Consider the following 18,369-nt stretch of genomic DNA (forward strand, 5'->3'; position numbering starts at 1 on the left):
ACTCACCAGAAAGGTGCACCTGCTTCTGCAGCGGATATGGCTTCGACACCCGAATCCTTGCAGTTCAGGGGCACCTTTTCTCATGTTCTAGAGCACAGCTACCGCCCCGGCTGAATAGCTGAGGTTAGGTCGGCCTCCGGTTGATCTCGATGACCGGCAGCAGAGTCGCCTGGGCCGGAGCGCTGATCCGCCGGGGAGTGGGCCCGGCGGGGACGCGCCGACGGTGCGGCTACCCACTCGCTTGGGCATCGGGCCCCTGCAGGTCGCGGGACTCACCGTCGCCGCCACGGCGGGCGGGGCGGGGATCGAGCCCGACACGTCGCGTGAGCTGACCGTGGAGGGCGATCGGGCCTTCGCCGTCCCGGCCGGCGCGGACCTGGCCGGACGCGGCGCCGTTCGGCACCGGCGCACTGGACGCTGTTCCCGTCACGATGTACCTGGCCGAACCTTCGGGTCCCGCGACACAGGCCCGCGTCGAAGAAGCCGTCGCCGACCGAGTCCCGTACGGCGGACGTCGGTGAGGACGCGGGCGACGGTCCGCCCGAGGCACCCTCCGCCTGCCGAATCTGTGTGAACCATCACATTGATCACCAGTCGTGTGTGGCGGCTGTGAGCCAGTGGTACTCATGATCACAGCACTGGCAAGCGAAAGGATCTTCGTGCGCATACGCAAGCTGGCGGCCCTCCTGGCCGGCGCGACCCTGGCCTCCACCACCACGCTGGTAGCAGGCGCCACCCCGGCCGGCGCGGCCGGACCCTGCGGCAGCAGCTACACCCGGGTCGGCGTCTACAGCATCGGCATCGAGAAGTACGGGTACCGTACGGGCATTCTGGAGGTGTACTACAGCTCCAGCACCGGCAAGAACTGCGCCCTGACCTACGGTGACGGCCCTTACGCCAACACCACGAGCTGGAAGGGCGTCACGATCTCGAGAGGCGACGGCAGCGGGAAAGACACCGACGCCGACAATTACCAGTACTACGCCGGCCCGGTGTACGTCTCGGCGCCTGGCCAGTGTATTGACGTCGAGGGAATCTCACCTTCGTGGACGAGCGTCAAGCTCAACAACGTGCACTGCGGCTGAACCTCTTGTGATCCGGCGGTAGCGCCGACACCCCGTTCACGGGCCCTGTAGGCCAGGCTCCACCCCGCTCAGAACGCCGCCGTTCCGCCGTTCCGTCGGGACGGCGGAACGGCGGCGAAGGCGTGCCACCCATGCTGCTTGCCACGTCAAAGGAACGTGCCAAGCACGACCAGCTCGTCCAGGCCTCGGGGATCGCCGCGGTCAGCAGGTACTACATCATCGGCAAGATGAACCGACGCACAACAACTACCACCACAACGGCACCACCGCCTTCACCTGCGAAATGCGGGTGCGACTGGGCAAGAACGCGGTCGGCCTCATGCTGCTCACTTCGCGGTGATGACCGGCCGTGTCCCGTTCGCGAGCGGCGCGGGCAACACCCGCGACAGAAGGAAACCGCTGCCTCTAACCAGTACGGCCCGTGAGGTGAAGGGGCAGGGTGGTGTCGGACTTGCGAAACCGGCGGCTCAACCGAGCGGTACAGCTTCGCGGCCCGGGCTCTCTCAGCAGTCCAGGTCTGCGAAGGTTTTGCAGAGGGTGACGGGGTTGGCGTATTCCTCGGCGTGCACCATCCGGCCGTTCCTCCAGTCGAAGCGGTATACGTACACGTTGCGGTACGAACGGTCGTCGGCCGTGGTGAAGTCGCCGTTGGCCTGCACGAAAGACGTCTTTCCGTGCGCGGTCACGCTGATCCGCATATCGGTGAACCGGATCCGCCGAAAGTTCCTGAGCACGTTGTCGACGTAACCGAGAATCTGGTCCTTGCCGGTGAAATGGCCCGCAGGTTCCGGTGCGCCGGAGAGCGACAGCGGGATCGTGAACGTGGCGTCCTCATCGATCCTCGCGCTGATCGCGTTCAGGTCCTGGCGTTCGAACGCGGCGAGGAGCGCGTGGGTCTGCTCCACGGTCCGCCGCTCCGGTCCCGCAGCGGCGGAAGCCGAGGGGGTGAGGCCGGTCGTCGTCACGATCGTCAGCGCCAGGGCGCCCGTGATGGTGGCGAGGAACGTGTGTTTACGCATGTAGCTGCCCTTCGATTGGTTGATCGCTGGATGGGTGGCAGGGCCACCGCCCCGTGGTCAGGCCCGACCGCTCGTGGCCTCGGTCCGCGGGGCAGGCCGCAGCTCGTCGGGGACCTCCGCGCGGTCGCCCGGCCGCCGGGGCCGGGACGGCCACCAGTTCGCCCCGCCGAGCAGCTGCATCGCGGCGGGCACGACGATCGAGCGGACCAGGGTGGCGTCGATCACCACGGAGAGCGTGAGCCCGACCCCGATGGTGATCAGGAACAGCGAGGTCGCGGTGAAGCCCATCGTGGCCAGGACGATGACCATGAGCAGCCCGGCCCGGGTGATGAGGGAGCCGGTGCCGCGCAGGCCCACGACGATCGCACGCCGGTTGTCGCCGGTCGCGAGGTACTCCTCGTGGACCCGGCTCACCAGGAACATCTCGTAGTCGGTCACCAGGCCGAAGGCGATCGTGACGATGAGCCCCAGTGCCCACACGTCGGTGGTGCCCACCACGGGGAAGTCCATCAGGCCGGCCAGGCCGCCCTCCTGGAATCCCCAGACGATGATGCCGCAGGAGGCCGCCAGCGACAGGAAGGCGACGGCGACGGCCTTGATCGGTACGAGCACGGACCGGAACGCGAGGAAGAGCAGCACCAGGGTCGACAGGCCGATGAAGGCCAGCGCCCACGGCAGCGCCCCCATCGTCGCGTCGCTGTTGTCGAGGCTGACCGCCGGTCCGCCGGGGCCGCCGACGAGGACCTCGGTGGCGCCGGCCGGGGGTTCGAGTGCCCTGATGTCCCGTACCAGCTCCAGGTTCTCCGCGTCGTCGACCTCGCCCTGGTAGGTGACGGTCGCCCAGGTCAGCTCGGCGTCCGCGAGATGGACGCCGGCCGCGCCCGCGCCCTCGAGGCCCTCGACGGACCGCAGGTAGCGGTCGAGGGCGGCCCGCTCGACGGGGCCGGCGACGGCGATGTCCATCCTCGTGCCGGCCGGGCCGTTCTGGGGGAAGCCCTCCTGCAGCATCGCGGGGACGATCTGGCCCTCGTTGTCGGCGGGCAGGTAGCGGTGGTTGGTGAGGCCCTGCTGCAGCGAGAGCAGCGGGGCGGCGGCGACCAGCAGCGCCAGCAGACCCCCGGCCAGCCAGGGCAGCGGCCTGCGGGTGACCGACGTGGCCAGCCGGTTCCACGCCCGGTCCTCCCGGGTGACGGCACCGGGCCGGCGGCGTGACCACGGCAGGCGCAGGGCGTTGATCCGGGGGCCGAGCACCGCCAGCACGGCGGGCAGCACCACGAGCGCGGCGAGGAGGTCGAACAGGACGACCGCGATGCCGCCGAAGCCGAACGAACGGGAGATCGGCTGCGGGAAGAACATCAGCCCGCACAGCCCGATGACGACGGTCAGGCCGGAGAACGCGACCGTGTGCCCGGCCGTGTTCATCGTCACCACCAGCGACTGCCGTACGTCGCCGCCCCGGCCCGCGAGTTCCTCGCGGAACCGGCTGACCATGAAGAGCCCGTAGTCGATGGCCAGGCCGAGACCGAGCAGTGTGGAGATCTCCATCGCGAAGATCGAGATGTCCGTGACGTACGTCAGGCCGCGCAGCACCACCAGCGAGCCGAGGATGGCCACGATCCCCAGGGCGAGAGGGATGGCGGCGGCCACCACGCCCCGGAAGACGACCAGTAGCACGATCAGCAGGATCGGCAGCGAGATCATGTTGGCGGTGGCCAGGTTCTCGGTGGCGAGCCGCTGGAGGTGGAACACGCTGGTGGAGCCGCCGGCGATGTGGGTCTCCAGGCCCGCGGCGCGTACCTGCTGCTCGATCTCGCCGTACGACTCAAGGCGCTCCTGGTCGTCGGCGCCGCGCAGGATGATCGTCGCCAGCGTGGCGCGGCCGTCCTTCGAGACGTACCCGGCGCGCTGTTCCTCGGTGAGCCCCGGGCTCCAGTAGCTGGTCCAGGAGACGACCTCGGACTCCGGCAGGCCGCTGAGCGCCGCCGTCACCGCCTCCTCGAAGGCCGGGTCGTCCACCGACTGCCTGCCGGTGGGGTCGCTGTAGATCGCCACCGCGTCCGCCCGGGCCGGCCGGTGCCCGAAGTGGCGCTCCAGGAGCTCGTCGGCCCGGTACGACTCCGCCTGAGGAGACTCCAGCCCGCCGGTGTCCAGGGCGCTGAAGACCCCGCTGCCCCAGACGCCGGCGAGCACTACGAACAGGGTGGCCGCGATCAGTGACGCGCGCCTGCGCACGTAGGTGAAATGCCCTAGCCACGAGAACATGACGATGCCTCCCGAGCAGTCCCGAACCGGCCGTTCGCCCTGCTCAACCCAGGCCGCCGTCCACCCGCAGCACTGCCCCGGTCACGTAGGAGGAGCGATCGCTGAGCAGCCAGGCGGCAGCCTCGGCGACCTCCTCGGGCTCGGCCGCGCGCCGCAGCGCGGTCCGCGCGTTGAGCTGCTCGACGATCCCGGGCGAGGCGGCCTCCCAGGCGTGGACCATGTCGGTCAGCGTGGTGCCGGGGGCGATCCCGTTGACCCGGATGCCCTCCGGGCCGTAGGTGGCGGCGGCCGACTCGGTGAGGCTGTTGAGCGCCCGCTTCATGGCGCCGTAGGCGGGCAGCAAGGGGTTCGGCCCCCAGCTGCCGACGGTGGAGGTGTTGACGATCGCCCCGGTCCCGGCGGTGGCGCGGATGGCGCTCACCTCGGCGGACATGGCGACCCACTGTCCCTTGAGGTTCACGGTGTACATCAGGTCGAAGTCGGCCTCCGGCATGCGGTCCATCGGTGCCGGCGGCACCGCCGTCGCGCCGTTGTTGAAGGCGACGTCGAGCCGGCCGTACAGGTCCACGGCCCGGCTCACCGCGGCGCGCACGCCACCCGCGTCGGCCAGGTCGCACACGACGTGGCCGGCGGTGCCGCCCGCCGCCCGGATCTCCTCGGTCACCGCCTTGAGCTGGTCCTCGCTCCGGGCGGTGAGCAGGACCGTGGCGCCCTCCCGGGCGAACAGCCGCGCCGCGGCGGCGCCGATGCCGCGCCCGGCACCGGTGACGAAGGCGACCTTGCCGGCCAGCAGGCCCGTGTTCGTGTCGTGAGTCATGGCGTCGAGCCTGGTCCCGGGGTACGGAGCCCAGCCAGGCCCCGGCTGTACCTGGCTGGGCGCGGCGCGGGCCACGCATAGTGGAAGCGTGGACAGACAGGAACTGGCTGCCTTCCTGCGCAGCAGGCGGGAGCGGATCGACGCCGCCGACGTGGGTCTCCCGGCCGGGCGGCGGCGCCGTACCCCCGGGCTGCGCCGCGAGGAGGTGGCCCAGCTCGCGTACATCTCGACGGAGTACTACACGCGCCTCGAACAGGCCCGTGCCGCGCGCCCGTCCCGCGAGGTGCTGGCCGGGCTGACCCGGGCGCTGCGCCTGTCGGACGCCGAGCGCGACCACCTGCACCACCTGGCCGGCGCTCCGCCGGCCCCGCCGCCCGGCCCGTGCCGCGAGGTGCACCGCGGCATCCTGGACCTGCTGGACCGGCTGCCGCAGGCCGCCGCGTTCGTGCTGTCCGCGACGTTCGAGGTGATCGCCTGGAACGACCTGGCGGCCGCCCTGATGACGGACTTCTCCGCGCTGCCCCGGCGCGACCGCAACCTGATCCGGCACGCCTTCCTCGGGCCGCCCCCGGACAGCTCCCGCCTGCCCGTCCTGGCGGAGGCCGACCGGGTCGCGTTCGCCCACGACGCGGCCCGGCGGCTGCGCGCCGCCGCCGCCCGCTACCCCGACGCCGCCGAGGTGGCCGAGCTGGTGGCCGAGCTCCGGGCCGGCAGCGCGGAGTTCGCCCGGCTGTGGGCCTCGCACGACGTCTCCCCCGGGCCGAGCCTGCGCAAGACCCTGCACCACCCGCTGGTGGGCCCGATCACCCTCAACTGCAACGGGTTGGACGTCTCCGACCGGGACCAGCACGTGGTGATCTACACGGCCGACCCGGGCTCCCCGGCCGAGGAGGCGCTGCGGCTGCTCTCGGTGATCGGCACCCAGCGCATGAACGTGCCCGGCTGACCTGGTCACGACAACATGACCACGCCGAGCTCAGGTCCCTTCGCTTCAGGCGCGGCGTCGGATCGCCAGGTAGGCGACCCCGGTCAGGATCAGTGTGAGGACGAGGTAGGAGGCCGTTTCGATCCACTGTGCGGGCCAATAGGGCAGCTCAAGGTGGCCACGCAACCCCCGGCCGGCGAGCTGGCTGATGCCGGCCAGCAGGACGGACAGCGGCATGGCGACACGGGTGTGCCTGGTCACGGCGCCGAGCGCCACGCCGAGCGTCAGGGCGAACAGCACACGGGCGAACGGCACCGGGCCGTGGCTCTCGTAGTACGGCCAGGCCATCGGATCGCCCCCGGCGGAGGGCAGTGCCCAGGCCAGCAGCGCGGCGAGCACCGCCGCCGCGGCCAGAGCGCCGGTGGCCGCGGTGGCCAGGATCGCGGCCAGCCAGCGACCGCGCGTCAGGCTCTGGGTCCAGGCGAGCCTGTGCGTGCCCGTCTCGATCTCGCGGGCGATCAGCGGTGCGCCCCACACCAGGCAGATCGCCCCGGGCAGGAAGCCGGCCAGCTGCTGGGTGAGCCCGGACAGGTCGGGCTCCAAGCGCTCCACGGCAACGGTCGCGCCGTACATCAGCACCACGCCGGCGACGGCGGCGGCCTGGGCGCGCTGCCCGCGCCAGGCCGCCCACAGCGGCCCCGCGACAGGCCCGGTCATCGGGCCGGCTCGGGGTTGCGCAGGTGATCCAGGACGAGGTCCTCCATGGTGGTGGCCGGGTGGGCGGCCAGCAGATCGGTGAAGCCGCCGCACAGCCGGACCTGGCCGGCACCGAGCAGGATCAGGTGATCGCACACCCCGGCCAGGTCGGCCAGGATGTGCGACGACAGCAGGACGGTGATCTCCAGCTCCCGCACCGCGTCCATCGCCCGGACGCGGGCCAGCGGATCCAGCTCGGCCAGCGGCTCGTCCAGCACCAGCAGGTCGGCCCGCTTGCCGACCGCCAGGGCGAGGGCCACCAGGGTGCGTTGCCCACCGGACAGGCGGTCTGCCCGCTGCTGGACGGGGATGTCGTGGGCGAGCAGGAACGAGGTGGCGGCGTGCCGGTCCCAGCGGGGGTTGGTCGCGGCGCCGAAACGCAGCAGATCCGCCACGCTCCACCGCCGGTAGAGCGGCTTGTCCTGCGCCACGAAGGCCACCCTGGACACCTCCAGCGGCCTGCCGAAGACGCGCACCCGCCCGGTGGTGGGCGCCAGCAGCCCGGTCACCAGGTTCAGCAGCGTGGTCTTGCCCGCCCCGTTCGGCCCCACCAGCGCGCACCGGGCCCCGGCGGGCAGCTCGAAGGTCGCCTCCCGGAGCGCCCAGCGCTTGCCGTACCGTTTGCCCAGCCCGTCGGCCTCCAGCGCGTTCACGCCTGCTCCCCGCCGCCCAGCTCGCGCCTGCGGCGCAGCAGCTCGGCCCGGCGCGCGTGCGCCCGCACGACCAGCACCAGCGACGCCGCGACGAACCCGCCCCCCACCGCCAGCGCGACACCCAGGCCGGTGCCGCGCTGCACGGCGATGCCCGCCACACCCACGGTCGTGACCAGCGACGCGATCAGCGCGATCCAGGCGGCGATCACCCGGTCGGTGGCGAACAGCACCACCCTGCGCGTCAGCAGCCAGCCGCCGTAGCCGGCCCAGGCCAGGCAGAACACGGTGAACAGCGCGAACGCCAGATGGGTACGGCCCGGCAGCGGACCCGGCTCGCTCCACCACAGCGCGGCCACGAACACCACACCGGCCAGCCCGGCCAGCAGCGCCGCCACGGCGCGCACCCGCCGCCACGGTGACAGCGACGGCTCGAGCCGTTCGATCATCTCCTGCGCCGACAGGCGCGGCTCCTCCTCGATCATGCCCGGTATCCCCTTTCCTCCAGGTGCTCCCGCAGCATCCGGCGAGCCCGATTGAGCCTGGACTTGACCGTGCCGACCGGGACGAGGCAGATCTGCGCGCACTCCCCCACCGACAGGTCCTCCAGGTAGAACAGGACGAGAATCTCCCGCTCCAGAACCGGGAGCCCGGCCAGGGCGGCGATGAGCTCGGCGCGATCCACCATGGCCTCGACAGGGTCCTCGGTCGGCAGCTCGCCGGCCGCCACGTGCTCGTCGGCCCGGGCGTACTCGCCGCGCAGGCGGTCGGTCACCGAGCGGCGGGCGATCGTGAACAGCCAGGGCGCGAACCGGCCGGGCTCCCGCAGCCGGGGCAGGCCGCGGACCACGGACAACCAGATCTCCTGGGTCACGTCGTCGGCCCGCTCGGCATCCAGCATCCGCCGCACATAAGTCCACACCGGCACCCGCCATCGGGCGACCAGCTCCGCCCAGGCGGCCCGCTCACCCAGCTGGGCACGGACCACCAGCAGCTCATCGGTCATCTCATCCCTTCCGTCACCCTGCACAGTCGGGCGAGAGGCCACTCGGGTTCACGGGCACCCACATCATCGTGCGGGCCGGTCCTGGCGTCCGCCGCCTCGCGGCGTCCGGACCGGTCCCTGTGGCAGAAAGAGGTGCCGCTGTGCCGGTCGCTGTCCGATCCTGGGCGACGGCTCCGACGTCCCGGGAAAGTCGGGTATCCGGAAGGGAGCCACCGGCCATGGGCAAGGTCATCGCGAGCGCGACGGTCTCGTTGGACGGATTCATCGCCGACGAGTCGGACCGGGTAGGTCCGCTCTTCGACTGGTACGGCAACGGGGACGTCCCCTTCAACGGCGGCGACCCGGAGCGGGTCTTCCACGTCTCGGCCGCCAGCGCCGCCTACCTGGAGGCCACCTGGTCGCGGATCGGGGCGGCGGTGATCGGCCGTCGCCTGTTCGACCTCACCAACGGCTGGAACGGCCGCCCCGCCGCCGGCGACGCCGTCTTCGTGGTGACGCACGAACCGCCGACGAACTGGCCCTACCCCGACGCGCCGTTCACGTTCGTCACCGACGGCCTGGCCGGCGCGATCGCCCGGGCCGAGGCCGCCGCCGGGGACAAGGACGTGTCTCTGACCGGCGGTGACCTGCTGGGTCAGGCCCTGACCGCCGGCCTGGTGGACGAACTGCAGGTCGACCTGGTCCCGGTGGTGTTCGGCAAGGGCATCCGGTTCTTCGGCGGGTACGACGGCCCGCCCGCGCTCCTCGGCAACCCGGAGATCGTCCAGGGCGACCGCGTCACCCATCTGCGCTACCACGTCCACCGTGACGCCGATCGCGTCGCAGGTGGTTTCAACCACCGGCCTTCGACACCGCGAACGCGAGCAGGAACCCGGCCAGCGTGATGAGGCCGGTCATCTGGTGCGCGTCCTCGAACGCCTCGGGAATCATGGTGTCGGCGATCATGGCGAGGATCGCGCCGCCGGCCAGCGCGATGATGCCCGCCAGCACGGCCGCCGGCGCCTGCCCGAGGAGTGCGTACCCCGCCAGCGACGACAGACCGCTGATCACGGCGATCCCGCTCCACAGCCCGAACACGTACGCCTTGGACCGCCCGGCTCCGCGCATGCCGGCCGCGCTGGAAAGGCCCTCGGGCACGTTGCTGATGAACACCGCCGCCACCGTCACCGTGCTCACCACGCCACCGCCGAGCAGGCTCGCCCCGATCACCAGCGACTCCGGCACGCCGTCCAGCACCGCGCCCAGCGCGATCGCCGAGCCGGACCCCTCCTGCTCCCGCTCCGACGGCTGCCGAACACCGGAGCGCTTGCGATGCCTGGCTCCATGGCGGGCCAGCAGGAGGTTGCAGACGGTGTAGAGGACCGCGCCGGACACGGCCCCGGCCACCGTAGGCACCAGTCCCGCCCGTTGGTGCGCCTCGTCGATCAGCTCGAAGGACACGGCGGACAGCAGCACGCCGGCACCGAACGCCATCACCGACGCGATCAGCCGCTGCGGCATCCGCACCGCGTACCCGGCCAGCGCGCCGAGTACCAGCGCGAACCCGGCCAGCAGCCCCCACCCACCCGCCTGCAACCATTCCGGCATGATCAAGCGGTTGCCCTCGCGCCACCCACTTCAAACCGGGTGATCTCTCGCCTCCTGGCGTCACCTATATCCCTATTAACATTCATCTGTACGCCTGTATCGCTCCGTGAGGGTCGATGCCCAGATCTGCCGACCATTTGCACCTTTACGGAGACCCTCCGCATGGACCTCGCCACGCGCCGTCGCCGGCAGGCACTGTTCCTGTTCTTCTTCCTTCCGGGCATCGCGATGTCGTCGTGGGTGACCCGCACCCCCGACATCCGCGACCGCCTGGAGGCCTCCACCGGCCAGATGGGGTGGATCCTGTTCGGCCTGTCGCTCGGCTCCATGATCGGCATTCTCTGCTCCGGACGTCTCACCTCGCGGTACGGGACCAGACCCGTCATCGGCGGCGGCACCGCGCTGGTCGTGGCGAGCCTGGCCGTCATCAGCGCCGGCGCTCTCGTGTCGTCCGTGCCGCTGGTCATGGCGGGTCTGTGCGCGTTCGGCGCGGGCATGGGAGCCGGTGACGTCGCCGTCAACGTCGATGCCACCGACGTCGAGCGGATCACCGGCAGGACGACGCTGCCCACCTTGCACGGCTGCTTCAGCCTGGGCACCGTGGTGGGCGCCGGCACCGGCATCGCGGCCACCACCGCCGGCCTGCCGGTGCACTGGCATCTGGCCGCGATCACCCTGATCTCCGCCGGGATCTTCCTGTACGCCGTCCGCTTCGTCCCTGCGGGCACCGGCGCCCTCGCTCCCGGCCCGGCCGGGCCGGGCACCGGCCACTCGAGGCCGAAGGTCTGGAAGGACACCAGGCTCCTCCTGATCGGCGCGATCGTCCTGGCGATGGCCCTGGCCGAGGGGGCCGCCAACGACTGGCTGCCGCTGCTCATGGTGGACGGTCACGGCCTGACCACCGCGTCCGGTTCCCTCGTCTACACCGGCTTCGCCGCCGCCATGACCCTGGGCCGCTTCGGCGGGACGTTCTTCCTCGACCGCTTCGGCCGCACCCTCGTCGTACGCGCCAGCGCCGTGTCGGGGGCGCTCGGCCTGCTCCTGGTGATCTTCTCGGACAACGCCGTGCTGGCCGGGGCGGCCGTGCTGTTCTGGGGGCTCGGCGCGTCGCTGGGCTTCCCCGTCGCGCTGTCGGCCGCGGGAGAGACCGGACCGGACGAGACCGCCCGGGTCAGCCTGGTGGCCACGATCGGCTACGTCGCCTTCCTCGTCGGCCCGCCCGGCCTCGGCTTCCTCGGCGACCACTGGGGCCTGCGCCCGGCCATGCTCGTCGTGCTCACCTTCGTCGCCTCCGCCGCCTTCCTGGCCTCCGCCGTCGACACCCGGAGCCGCGTCCAGGCCGCCGGTCAGCGTGCGTAGGCGCAGGCGGGCACGCGGCGGAGGCCGGGCGGGGCGGCCGGGCGGGGCGGCCGGGCGGGCCACGGCGCCCGGCCGCCGCGACGCGGGCGGCTCGATGCGCGTCAGCGCACGTAGACGTTGGGCCGGGGTGGCGTGCCCATGCCGTTGCCGATGAAGAAGCTCGGGTGCGGCGGCTGGTTGTAGGCGGTGTTCTGCCAGGCCAGGGCCACGCGGTACTGCGGGTCGTGCAGCAGGGTGTGGATCTTGGTGGTGGTCGCGTGGGGGGTGGCGTAGATGCGCAGGGCGCGGTTGTCGGTGGTGGGCCAGACGACCTCCTCGCGCCAGTCGCCCAGGAGGTCGCCCGACAGGGACGGGGTGGCCTTGGTGCCGTTGTTGCTGTGCACGCCGGAGGCGGTGAGCAGGCGGGTCTCGCCGCTCGTGCCGTACTTGTCGATCCGGGTCTGGTCCAGCAGCTCCCGTACGGGGTCGCCGTCCCACCAGGACAGGAAGTTGGCCGAGGAGGGCTGGCGGCCGACGACCGTGCCGGAGGTGTTGCGCAGGCCGTTCTGACCCGCGCCGGCGGCCCAGGACTCGGCGCCGGGGCTGCCGGCGTGGATGTCGGCGGACACGCCGCGGGCCGGGCCCTCGCCGTCGGAGCCCGAGCCGGTGCCGGTCTGCCACAGCACCTGGCCGGTGCGGGCGTCGACCATGTACAGGCCGGGCCGGTTGGCCGACTCGGAGATCTTCACGTACTCCTGGCCCGCGCGGCCCGGGTTGAGGTCGCCCAGGTGGGCGGCGTCGCCGTGGCCCCAGCCGACGTTCCACAGGCGGCCGCCGTCGTCGTCGACGGCGGCGGCGCCGTACAGGATCTCGTCGCGGCCGTCGGCGTCCACGTCGCCGACGGTGAGGCTGTGGTTGCCCTGGCCGGCGTAGGAGCCGTTGCCCGATGCGTTGCTGTCGAACGTCCAGCGCTTGACCAGCCGGCCGTCGCGGAAGTCCCAGGCGGCGATCACGGCGCGGGTGTAGTAGCCGCGGGCCATGATCAGGCTGGGCCGCTGCCCGTCCAGGTAGGCGGTGCCGGCCAGGAAGCGGTCCACCCTGTTGCCGTAGCTGTCGCCCCAGGAGGAGACGTTGCCGCGGGGCGGGTCGTAGCTCACCGTGGACATCGCGGCGCCGGTCTGGCCGTTGAACATGGTCAGGTATTCCGGGCCGGTCAGGATGTAGCCGCCGGAGTTGCGGTGGTCGGCGCTCGCGTTCCCGATCGCGGTGCCGCGGCCGTCGATGGTGCCGTCGGCGGTCTTCATCGCGACCTCGGCCTTGCCGTCGCCGTCGTAGTCGTAGACCTGGAACTGGGTGTAGTGGGCGCCGGCGCGGATGTTGCGGCCCAGGTTGACCCGCCACAGGCGGGTGCCGTCCAGCTTGATGCCGTCGATGTACACCACGTCGGTGGTGCCGGACTGGGAGTTGTCCTTGGAGTTGTCGGCCTCCCACTTCAGCACCAGGTCCAGGGCGCCGTCGCCGTCCAGGTCGCCGGCGCTCGCGTCGTTGGCGTGGTGGCCTCCGCTGGGCGGGGAGATGGGCACGTCGAGGTAGCCGCCGCCGAAGCGCAGCGAGGTCTCCGAGGCGGGGCCCTCGGTGCCGCCGCTGACCGGGCGGACCGTGTAGGAGGCGTCCGGCGCCGCTCCGGAGTCCAGGTAGTTGGTGGAGTCGGTGACGGTCGCGATGCGCGTGCCGCCCCGGTAGAGGGTGAAGGACGTCTCCCGTGGCTCGGTGCCGAGCAGGCGCCAGGAGACCAGGTTGCCGCTGCCGGAGCGGACGCTGATCAGGCCGCGGTTCAGGTCTTCGGCCTGCTTGGCGTTGTCGGGGACGGAGGTCGGGGTGACCGTCGGCGTGACCGTGGGGGTCGGCTCGCCGGAGTCGCCGGAGCAGGTGACGCCGTTGAGCGCGAAGGAGGCGGGCGCCGGGTTGGCGGAGCCGTTCCAGGAGGCGTTGAAGCCGAACGTCGCGGTGCCGCCCTGCGGGATCGCGGCGTTGTGGCCCGCGTCCTCCGCCCTGACGGCGGGGCCGCTCTGCGTGGCCGTGGCGTTCCACGCCTGGGTGATCTGCTGCCCGGCGGTGAACGACCAGTCCAGGTGCCAGCCGTTGACCGCCTCCCCCACGTTCCTGATGGTCACGTTGCCGGTGAAGCCGCCGGGCCACTCGGTGGCGACGGTGTAGTCGACCTCGCAGGCCACCGCCGCCGCGGCGGGCGACTGCAGGCCGACGGCGCCCGCGAGCACCAGGCACACGGTGCTGCCGAGCGCCGTGAGGAGCAGCGTTGGACGGGATAAACGTTTCATTGATCGTCCAATCGACGTACGGGTATCGACGAGATGCCGAGCGCCCACACGGTAGAAATGTGCTGCTCAGAGTGTCAACGACACACCAATGACGATCTGGCCGTGGATTGTTACCTTTCAGGTCAGCGGCGGGAAGCGGGCACCACGGCTCTGAAACTTTCGGAGCCGAGCCCGGTCAGCGGCAGGGTGCCGCGGTGGACTCGCGGACGACCAGCCGCGGCCGGTAGACCAGCTTCTGATGGCGGTGACCCGGCCGGCTCTCGTCGAGGAGCAGCTCGGCCGCGACCCGGCCCAGCTCGCGTTTCGGCTGCCACACGGTGGTCAGCGGCGGGGCCAGCTGCGCGGCGAACGCCACGTCGTCGTACCCCACCACCGACATCTCCCCAGGCACCGAGATCCCCCGCTCCCGCAGCCCGCCGATCACCCCGAGCGCCGCCGTGTCGTTCAGGCAGAGGATCGCGGTGGGCGGATCGGCCGCCCCCAGCACGTCCTCCAGGGCCGCCGCGGCGGTCACCGTGATGTCGGGCGACGGCACCCGGACGTCCAGCACCCCCTCGTCGGGGTCCAGGCCGGCCTTCAGGAACGCCTTGCGCACCCCGGCGTGGCGCTCGGCGGTCTGCTGCACCTCGATGGCGGCGCCGAGCAGGGCGATCCGCCGATGCCCCAGCCCGAGCAGATGCGCCGCGACCTGCTCACCACCCCACTGGTTGTCCATCGACACCGAGCACAGCCGGCCGTCGGACCGGTGGTCCAGCAGCACCACCGGGACGCCGCGCCCGGCCAGGGCGACCAGCGGGTCCAGGGCGGCCTCGACCGGGGTGACGAGCACGCCGCGTACGCGCTGCTTCTCCAGCTCCTGGAGATAGTGCCGCTCCCGCCCCGGCTGCAGATCGGTGCTGCAGGTCATGAGCATGCAACCGTCCTGGAGCAGCCGGTCCTCCACCCCCCGGCACACCTCGGTGAAGAACGGGCCGGCGATGTCCAGCGTCACCGCGCCGACCAGCGGGCTGGGCATCCCGCGTAACCGCCGGGCGGCGTTGTCCGGCAGATACCCCAAACGCTCCATCGCCGCGTGCACGCGCCGGCGCGTCTCCTCGGCGACCAGCTCGGGACTGTTGAGGACGTTGCTGACTGTCGTCGGCGAGACCCCGGCCTCTCGCGCGACCTGGCGCATACCGGGACGGCGCGGCCCGATCGAAGCGTCCCCATTCACCGCAGCACCATATCCGGCCCGCAACCGATCGCGCCCCTGGTGAGATCGGGCCGCTGTGAGCCGCTGCGAGCCGCCGAGGTCGCCCCGCGAGCTGAGTGCCGCGCCGGACGCGTCGAGTCCACGGCGCGGCAGACCGCCCGGGAGCACCAGCCGGCCGAGGCAGCGGAGACGGAGACCGTGCCGATTAGTCGTTGACGCCACAGTTCGGCACAATTGCTCGCGTGCGAGTCGATTTGCTTGGTCCGTTCGAAGTCCGGAACCGCGACGGAGCCATGCTGGAGGTGCCTGGGATTCGGCTGCGCGCGCTGCTGGCCGCCCTCGCCCTCGACCCCGGCCGGATCGTCACACGTGCCCGGCTGGTGGACTGGATCTGGGGGGAACGCCCGCCCGCGGACGAGGTGAACGCCCTCCAGGCCCTGGTGTCCAGGCTGCGCAGGGTGCTGCCCGACGGTGTGATCGAGGCGGATTCCGGCGGGTACCGGCTGGCCGTGGCTCCTGACGCCGTGGACGTGAGCCGGTTCGAACGCCTGGTCGGTCAGGCCCGTGCCGCCGACCCCGCGGAGCGGGCGGAGCTGCTGCACTCGGCCCTGGCCTTGTGGCGCGGCGCGGCCATGGCGGACATCGCCCTGCAGGACAGCGAGGCGTTCGACGCCGTGGTCGCGCGCCTGAACGACCTCTACGTCGCCGCGCTCGGGGATCGGGTGGACGCCGACATCCGCCTCGGCCGTGGCTCGGAGCTGATCTCCGAGCTGACCGAGCTGGTTGCCACATATCCGCTGCGAGAGGGCTTCGTGGCGGCCTTGATGCGCGCGCTCGCCGAGGCGGGGCGCGGCAACGAGGCGCTGACCGTGTACCAGCGGACGCGCGAGCGGCTCGCCGAGGAGCTGGGCGCCGATCCATCGGCCGAGCTGTCCGCGCTGCACACCGCGTTGCTGCGCGGCGAGCTGGGCGAGCGGGCGGAGAACCGCCGGACGAACCTGCGCGCCGGGCTGACGAGCTTCGTCGGCAAGGACGACGACGTCTCCACGGTCGCCGGCCTGGCCATCAAGCACCGGCTGGTCACCTTGACGGGAGCGGGCGGCTCCGGCAAGACGAGGCTGGCCACGGAGACCGCGCGGACGATGCTCGCCGAGCTGCCGGACGGGGCGTGGCTGGTCGAGCTGGCCTCGGTACGGGCCGGCGGCGAGCTGGCGCAGGCCGCCCTTACCACGATCGGCCTGCGTGACCAGGCGGTGCTCGGTGGCGCGCGGGGCGGGGAACCGATCGACCGGCTCATCGCCGCGCTCCGGGAGCGCACCATCCTGCTGATCCTGGACAACTGCGAGCACGTGATCGACGAGGCCGCGGCGTTCGTGGATCGGCTTCTGGGGGAATGCCAGCGGCTGCGGATCCTGGCCACGAGCAGGGAACCCCTCGGGATCACCGGGGAGGTGCTGTGGCAGGTCGAGCCGCTCGCGCTGCCCGCGACGGGAGCGGACCCCGCCGAGGCCGGGTCCTCGCCCGCGGTGCGGCTGCTGCGGGACCGCGCGGATCTGGTGCGCAAGGACATCGGCTCCGACGCCGACACCTTGGCGACCATGGCGCGGATCTGCCGGGCGCTCGACGGGATGCCGCTGGCGATCGAGCTGGCCGCGGCACGGCTGCGTACGATGTCCGTCGATCAGCTGGCCCATCGGCTCGACGACCGGTTCCGCCTGCTGACCGGCGGCAGCCGTACGGCGCTACCCCGGCACAAGACGCTGCGCGCCGTCGTGGACTGGAGCTGGGATCTGCTGACCGAGGCCGAACGTGGCGTGCTGCGGCGGTTCTCGGTGTTCTCCGGCGGTGCGAGCCTCGAAGCGGCCGAACGGGTGTGCGGGGACGCGGCGTTCGGCGGGGAGCAGGTGCTCGACGTGCTGACCGCGTTGATCGAGAAGTCGCTGCTGCTCGCCGACGAGGAGGGCATGCCGCGCTACCGGATGCTCAACACCATCAGGGAGTACGCGGCCCACCGGCTCGACGAAGCCGGCGAGACCGAGCCGGTGCGCCGGGCGCATCTCGCGTACTTCACCGAGCTGGCCGAGACGGCCGATCCGCACCTGCGTACGGCCGAGCAGCTGACCTGGCTGGCCACGCTCGAGGCCGAGCACGACAACATCAACGCGGCCCTGCGCGGGGCGATCGCCGAGGGATGGGCCCAGGAGGCGATGCGGCTGGTCGGGGCCGTGGGCTGGTACTACTTCCTCAGCGGGCACCGGGCCGAGGGCACCGAGCTGAGCATCGCGGCGACCTCGCTGCCCGGTGAGGTGGCCGATGAGGTGCGGGCGATGGCGTACGGCGTCGCGGCCGTGTTCGTGACCTCCGGACCCGGCCGCGATCAGTACCAGGCGCGAGAGTGGATCCACGAGGCGCACCGGCTCATCGAGCGCAGCGGTTATCGCCACCAGATGCTCGTGTTCGTCCGGCCGCTGGAGCGGATGCTGCAGGGGCCGGCGGAGTTCCTGCCCGCGTTCGAGCCGCTCATCGACGACGACGATCCCTGGGTGCGGGCGCAGGCCAGGCTCACCCGTGGCCGGTTGCGGCTCACGCTCGGCGCCGACGAGACCGACGTGGACGTCGACATCGAGACCGCACTCACCGAGTTCCGCACGCTGGGTGACCGGTGGGGGATCTCGACGGCGCTGACCTTCCTGGCCGATCGGGTCGCCATGCGCGGCGAGTTCGCACGCGCGTGCGAGCACTACGAGGAGGCGGCTACGGCGCTGACCGAGGTGGGCGCGACCGAGGACGTGGTCAGCGTGCGGTCGCGGCAGGCCCAGCTGTACTGGCTGCTCGGCGATGAGCGCTCCAGCACCGCCGCCATGGCCGAAGCGCAGCGGTGCGCGGGCTGGATCGCCTGGCCGGAGGTGCTCACCGACCTGGCGTTCTCGAAGGCGCAGCTGGCGCACTGGCGCGGCGAGCCGGACGAGGCACACCGGCAGCTGGCCACGGTGGAGGCGCTGATGGGCGACGAGGAACAGTGGCAGTTCTTCCGCGCCAAGTTCCACGACCTGAACGGCTACCTCAGCGAGGACCTCGAGAAGGCCGGCGTTCATCGGAGCGAGGCGTTGAGCGCGGCCACGGCGACGACGTACCCGCCGCTGATCGCCGAGGTGTTGATCGGGATCGCGGATCTCGCGGTGCGCCAAGGACAGTACGAGCAGGCCGTACGTTTGCTCGCGGCGAGCGACGGCGTGCGCGGCATGCCGGATCGTTCGCATCCGGACGCTTCCAGGATCGCCGCGGACGCGCGGAGCCGCCTCGGCGAAACCGGGTTCACCGAGGCGACCCGTGCCGGTCAGCAGCGGGATTGGCGCGAGCTGGCCGAGACCACCCTCGCTGGGTGAGCGTCGA

At 71.9% G+C, this 18,369-nt stretch carries 15 protein-coding genes; 5 read left to right on the forward strand and 10 right to left on the reverse strand.

All coding sequences use genetic code 11. The annotated features are described in order from the left end of the window. Positions 1-659: 659 nt before the first annotated feature. The gene (locus ACBJ59_RS52570) at positions 660-1,085 is read left to right on the forward strand and encodes a hypothetical protein (RefSeq protein ID WP_364118357.1); all 426 of its coding nucleotides are present in this window, start codon (positions 660-662) and stop codon (positions 1,083-1,085) included. Between the two features lie 503 nt (positions 1,086-1,588). Here the strand turns inward: ACBJ59_RS52570 and ACBJ59_RS52575 are convergent. The 3 genes from ACBJ59_RS52575 to ACBJ59_RS52585 are packed head-to-tail and all read right to left on the reverse strand — an operon-like array spanning position 1,589 to position 5,183. Next, positions 1,589-2,104, reverse strand: a complete 516-nt coding sequence (locus ACBJ59_RS52575) for a nuclear transport factor 2 family protein (RefSeq protein WP_375117513.1) — start codon at positions 2,102-2,104, stop codon at positions 1,589-1,591. A gap of 57 nt (positions 2,105-2,161) precedes the next feature. Continuing rightward, positions 2,162-4,366, reverse strand: coding sequence for an MMPL family transporter (locus ACBJ59_RS52580; RefSeq protein ID WP_375117514.1), 2,205 nt, complete (start codon positions 4,364-4,366; stop codon positions 2,162-2,164). A gap of 43 nt (positions 4,367-4,409) precedes the next feature. Next, the gene (locus tag ACBJ59_RS52585; RefSeq protein WP_375117515.1) at positions 4,410-5,183 is read right to left on the reverse strand and encodes an SDR family NAD(P)-dependent oxidoreductase; all 774 of its coding nucleotides are present in this window, start codon (positions 5,181-5,183) and stop codon (positions 4,410-4,412) included. Positions 5,184-5,271: 88 nt separating this feature from the next. On the opposite strand from ACBJ59_RS52585, the gene ACBJ59_RS52590 reads away from it, so the two are divergent. Then, positions 5,272-6,129: a helix-turn-helix transcriptional regulator gene (locus tag ACBJ59_RS52590; protein ID WP_375117516.1), complete on the forward strand. Its 858-nt coding sequence runs from the start codon at positions 5,272-5,274 to the stop codon at positions 6,127-6,129. A gap of 45 nt (positions 6,130-6,174) precedes the next feature. On the opposite strand, the gene ACBJ59_RS52595 is transcribed toward ACBJ59_RS52590, so the two are convergent. The 4 genes from ACBJ59_RS52595 to ACBJ59_RS52610 are packed head-to-tail and all read right to left on the reverse strand — an operon-like array spanning position 6,175 to position 8,520. Then, positions 6,175-6,825, reverse strand: coding sequence for an ABC transporter permease subunit (locus ACBJ59_RS52595; RefSeq protein WP_375117517.1), 651 nt, complete (start codon positions 6,823-6,825; stop codon positions 6,175-6,177). Then, entirely contained in the window at positions 6,822-7,517 is a 696-nt protein-coding gene (locus ACBJ59_RS52600; protein WP_375117518.1) for an ABC transporter ATP-binding protein, read from the reverse strand. Before ACBJ59_RS52600 ends, ACBJ59_RS52595 begins: the two co-directional genes overlap by 4 nt. Next, a complete protein-coding gene (locus ACBJ59_RS52605; protein ID WP_375117519.1) occupies positions 7,514-7,999 on the reverse strand; it encodes a hypothetical protein in 486 nt (161 codons plus the stop codon). Before ACBJ59_RS52605 ends, ACBJ59_RS52600 begins: the two co-directional genes overlap by 4 nt. Then, the gene (locus ACBJ59_RS52610; protein WP_375117520.1) at positions 7,996-8,520 is read right to left on the reverse strand and encodes an RNA polymerase sigma factor; all 525 of its coding nucleotides are present in this window, start codon (positions 8,518-8,520) and stop codon (positions 7,996-7,998) included. The genes ACBJ59_RS52605 and ACBJ59_RS52610 overlap by 4 nt, the downstream gene beginning before the upstream one ends. A 218-nt stretch (positions 8,521-8,738) precedes the next feature. Between ACBJ59_RS52610 and ACBJ59_RS52615 the strand changes: the two genes are divergently transcribed. Beyond that, the gene (locus ACBJ59_RS52615; protein ID WP_375117521.1) at positions 8,739-9,404 is read left to right on the forward strand and encodes a dihydrofolate reductase family protein; all 666 of its coding nucleotides are present in this window, start codon (positions 8,739-8,741) and stop codon (positions 9,402-9,404) included. On the opposite strand, the gene ACBJ59_RS52620 is transcribed toward ACBJ59_RS52615, so the two are convergent. Continuing rightward, positions 9,352-10,107, reverse strand: coding sequence for a ZIP family metal transporter (locus ACBJ59_RS52620; RefSeq protein WP_375117522.1), 756 nt, complete (start codon positions 10,105-10,107; stop codon positions 9,352-9,354). The genes ACBJ59_RS52615 and ACBJ59_RS52620 overlap by 53 nt on opposite strands. Positions 10,108-10,269: 162 nt before the next feature. On the opposite strand from ACBJ59_RS52620, the gene ACBJ59_RS52625 reads away from it, so the two are divergent. After that, positions 10,270-11,466 (forward strand): MFS transporter, encoded by a 1,197-nt coding sequence (locus ACBJ59_RS52625; protein WP_375117523.1) that lies wholly within the window; start codon positions 10,270-10,272, stop codon positions 11,464-11,466. Between the two features lie 101 nt (positions 11,467-11,567). Here the strand turns inward: ACBJ59_RS52625 and ACBJ59_RS52630 are convergent, their stop codons facing one another. Together ACBJ59_RS52630 and ACBJ59_RS52635 are read right to left on the reverse strand one after the other, a co-directional pair. After that, positions 11,568-13,784, reverse strand: a complete 2,217-nt coding sequence (locus tag ACBJ59_RS52630; protein WP_375117524.1) for a cellulose binding domain-containing protein — start codon at positions 13,782-13,784, stop codon at positions 11,568-11,570. 175 nt (positions 13,785-13,959) lie between these two features. Then, positions 13,960-14,997 (reverse strand): LacI family DNA-binding transcriptional regulator, encoded by a 1,038-nt coding sequence (locus ACBJ59_RS52635; RefSeq protein WP_375117525.1) that lies wholly within the window; start codon positions 14,995-14,997, stop codon positions 13,960-13,962. 272 nt (positions 14,998-15,269) lie between these two features. Between ACBJ59_RS52635 and ACBJ59_RS52640 the strand changes: the two genes are divergently transcribed. Beyond that, positions 15,270-18,362: a BTAD domain-containing putative transcriptional regulator gene (locus tag ACBJ59_RS52640; RefSeq protein ID WP_375117526.1), complete on the forward strand. Its 3,093-nt coding sequence runs from the start codon at positions 15,270-15,272 to the stop codon at positions 18,360-18,362. Positions 18,363-18,369: the final 7 nt, after the last annotated feature.

Source organism: Nonomuraea sp. MTCD27 (assembly GCF_041950495.1).
In the GTDB taxonomy this organism is placed as follows: domain Bacteria; phylum Actinomycetota; class Actinomycetes; order Streptosporangiales; family Streptosporangiaceae; genus Nonomuraea.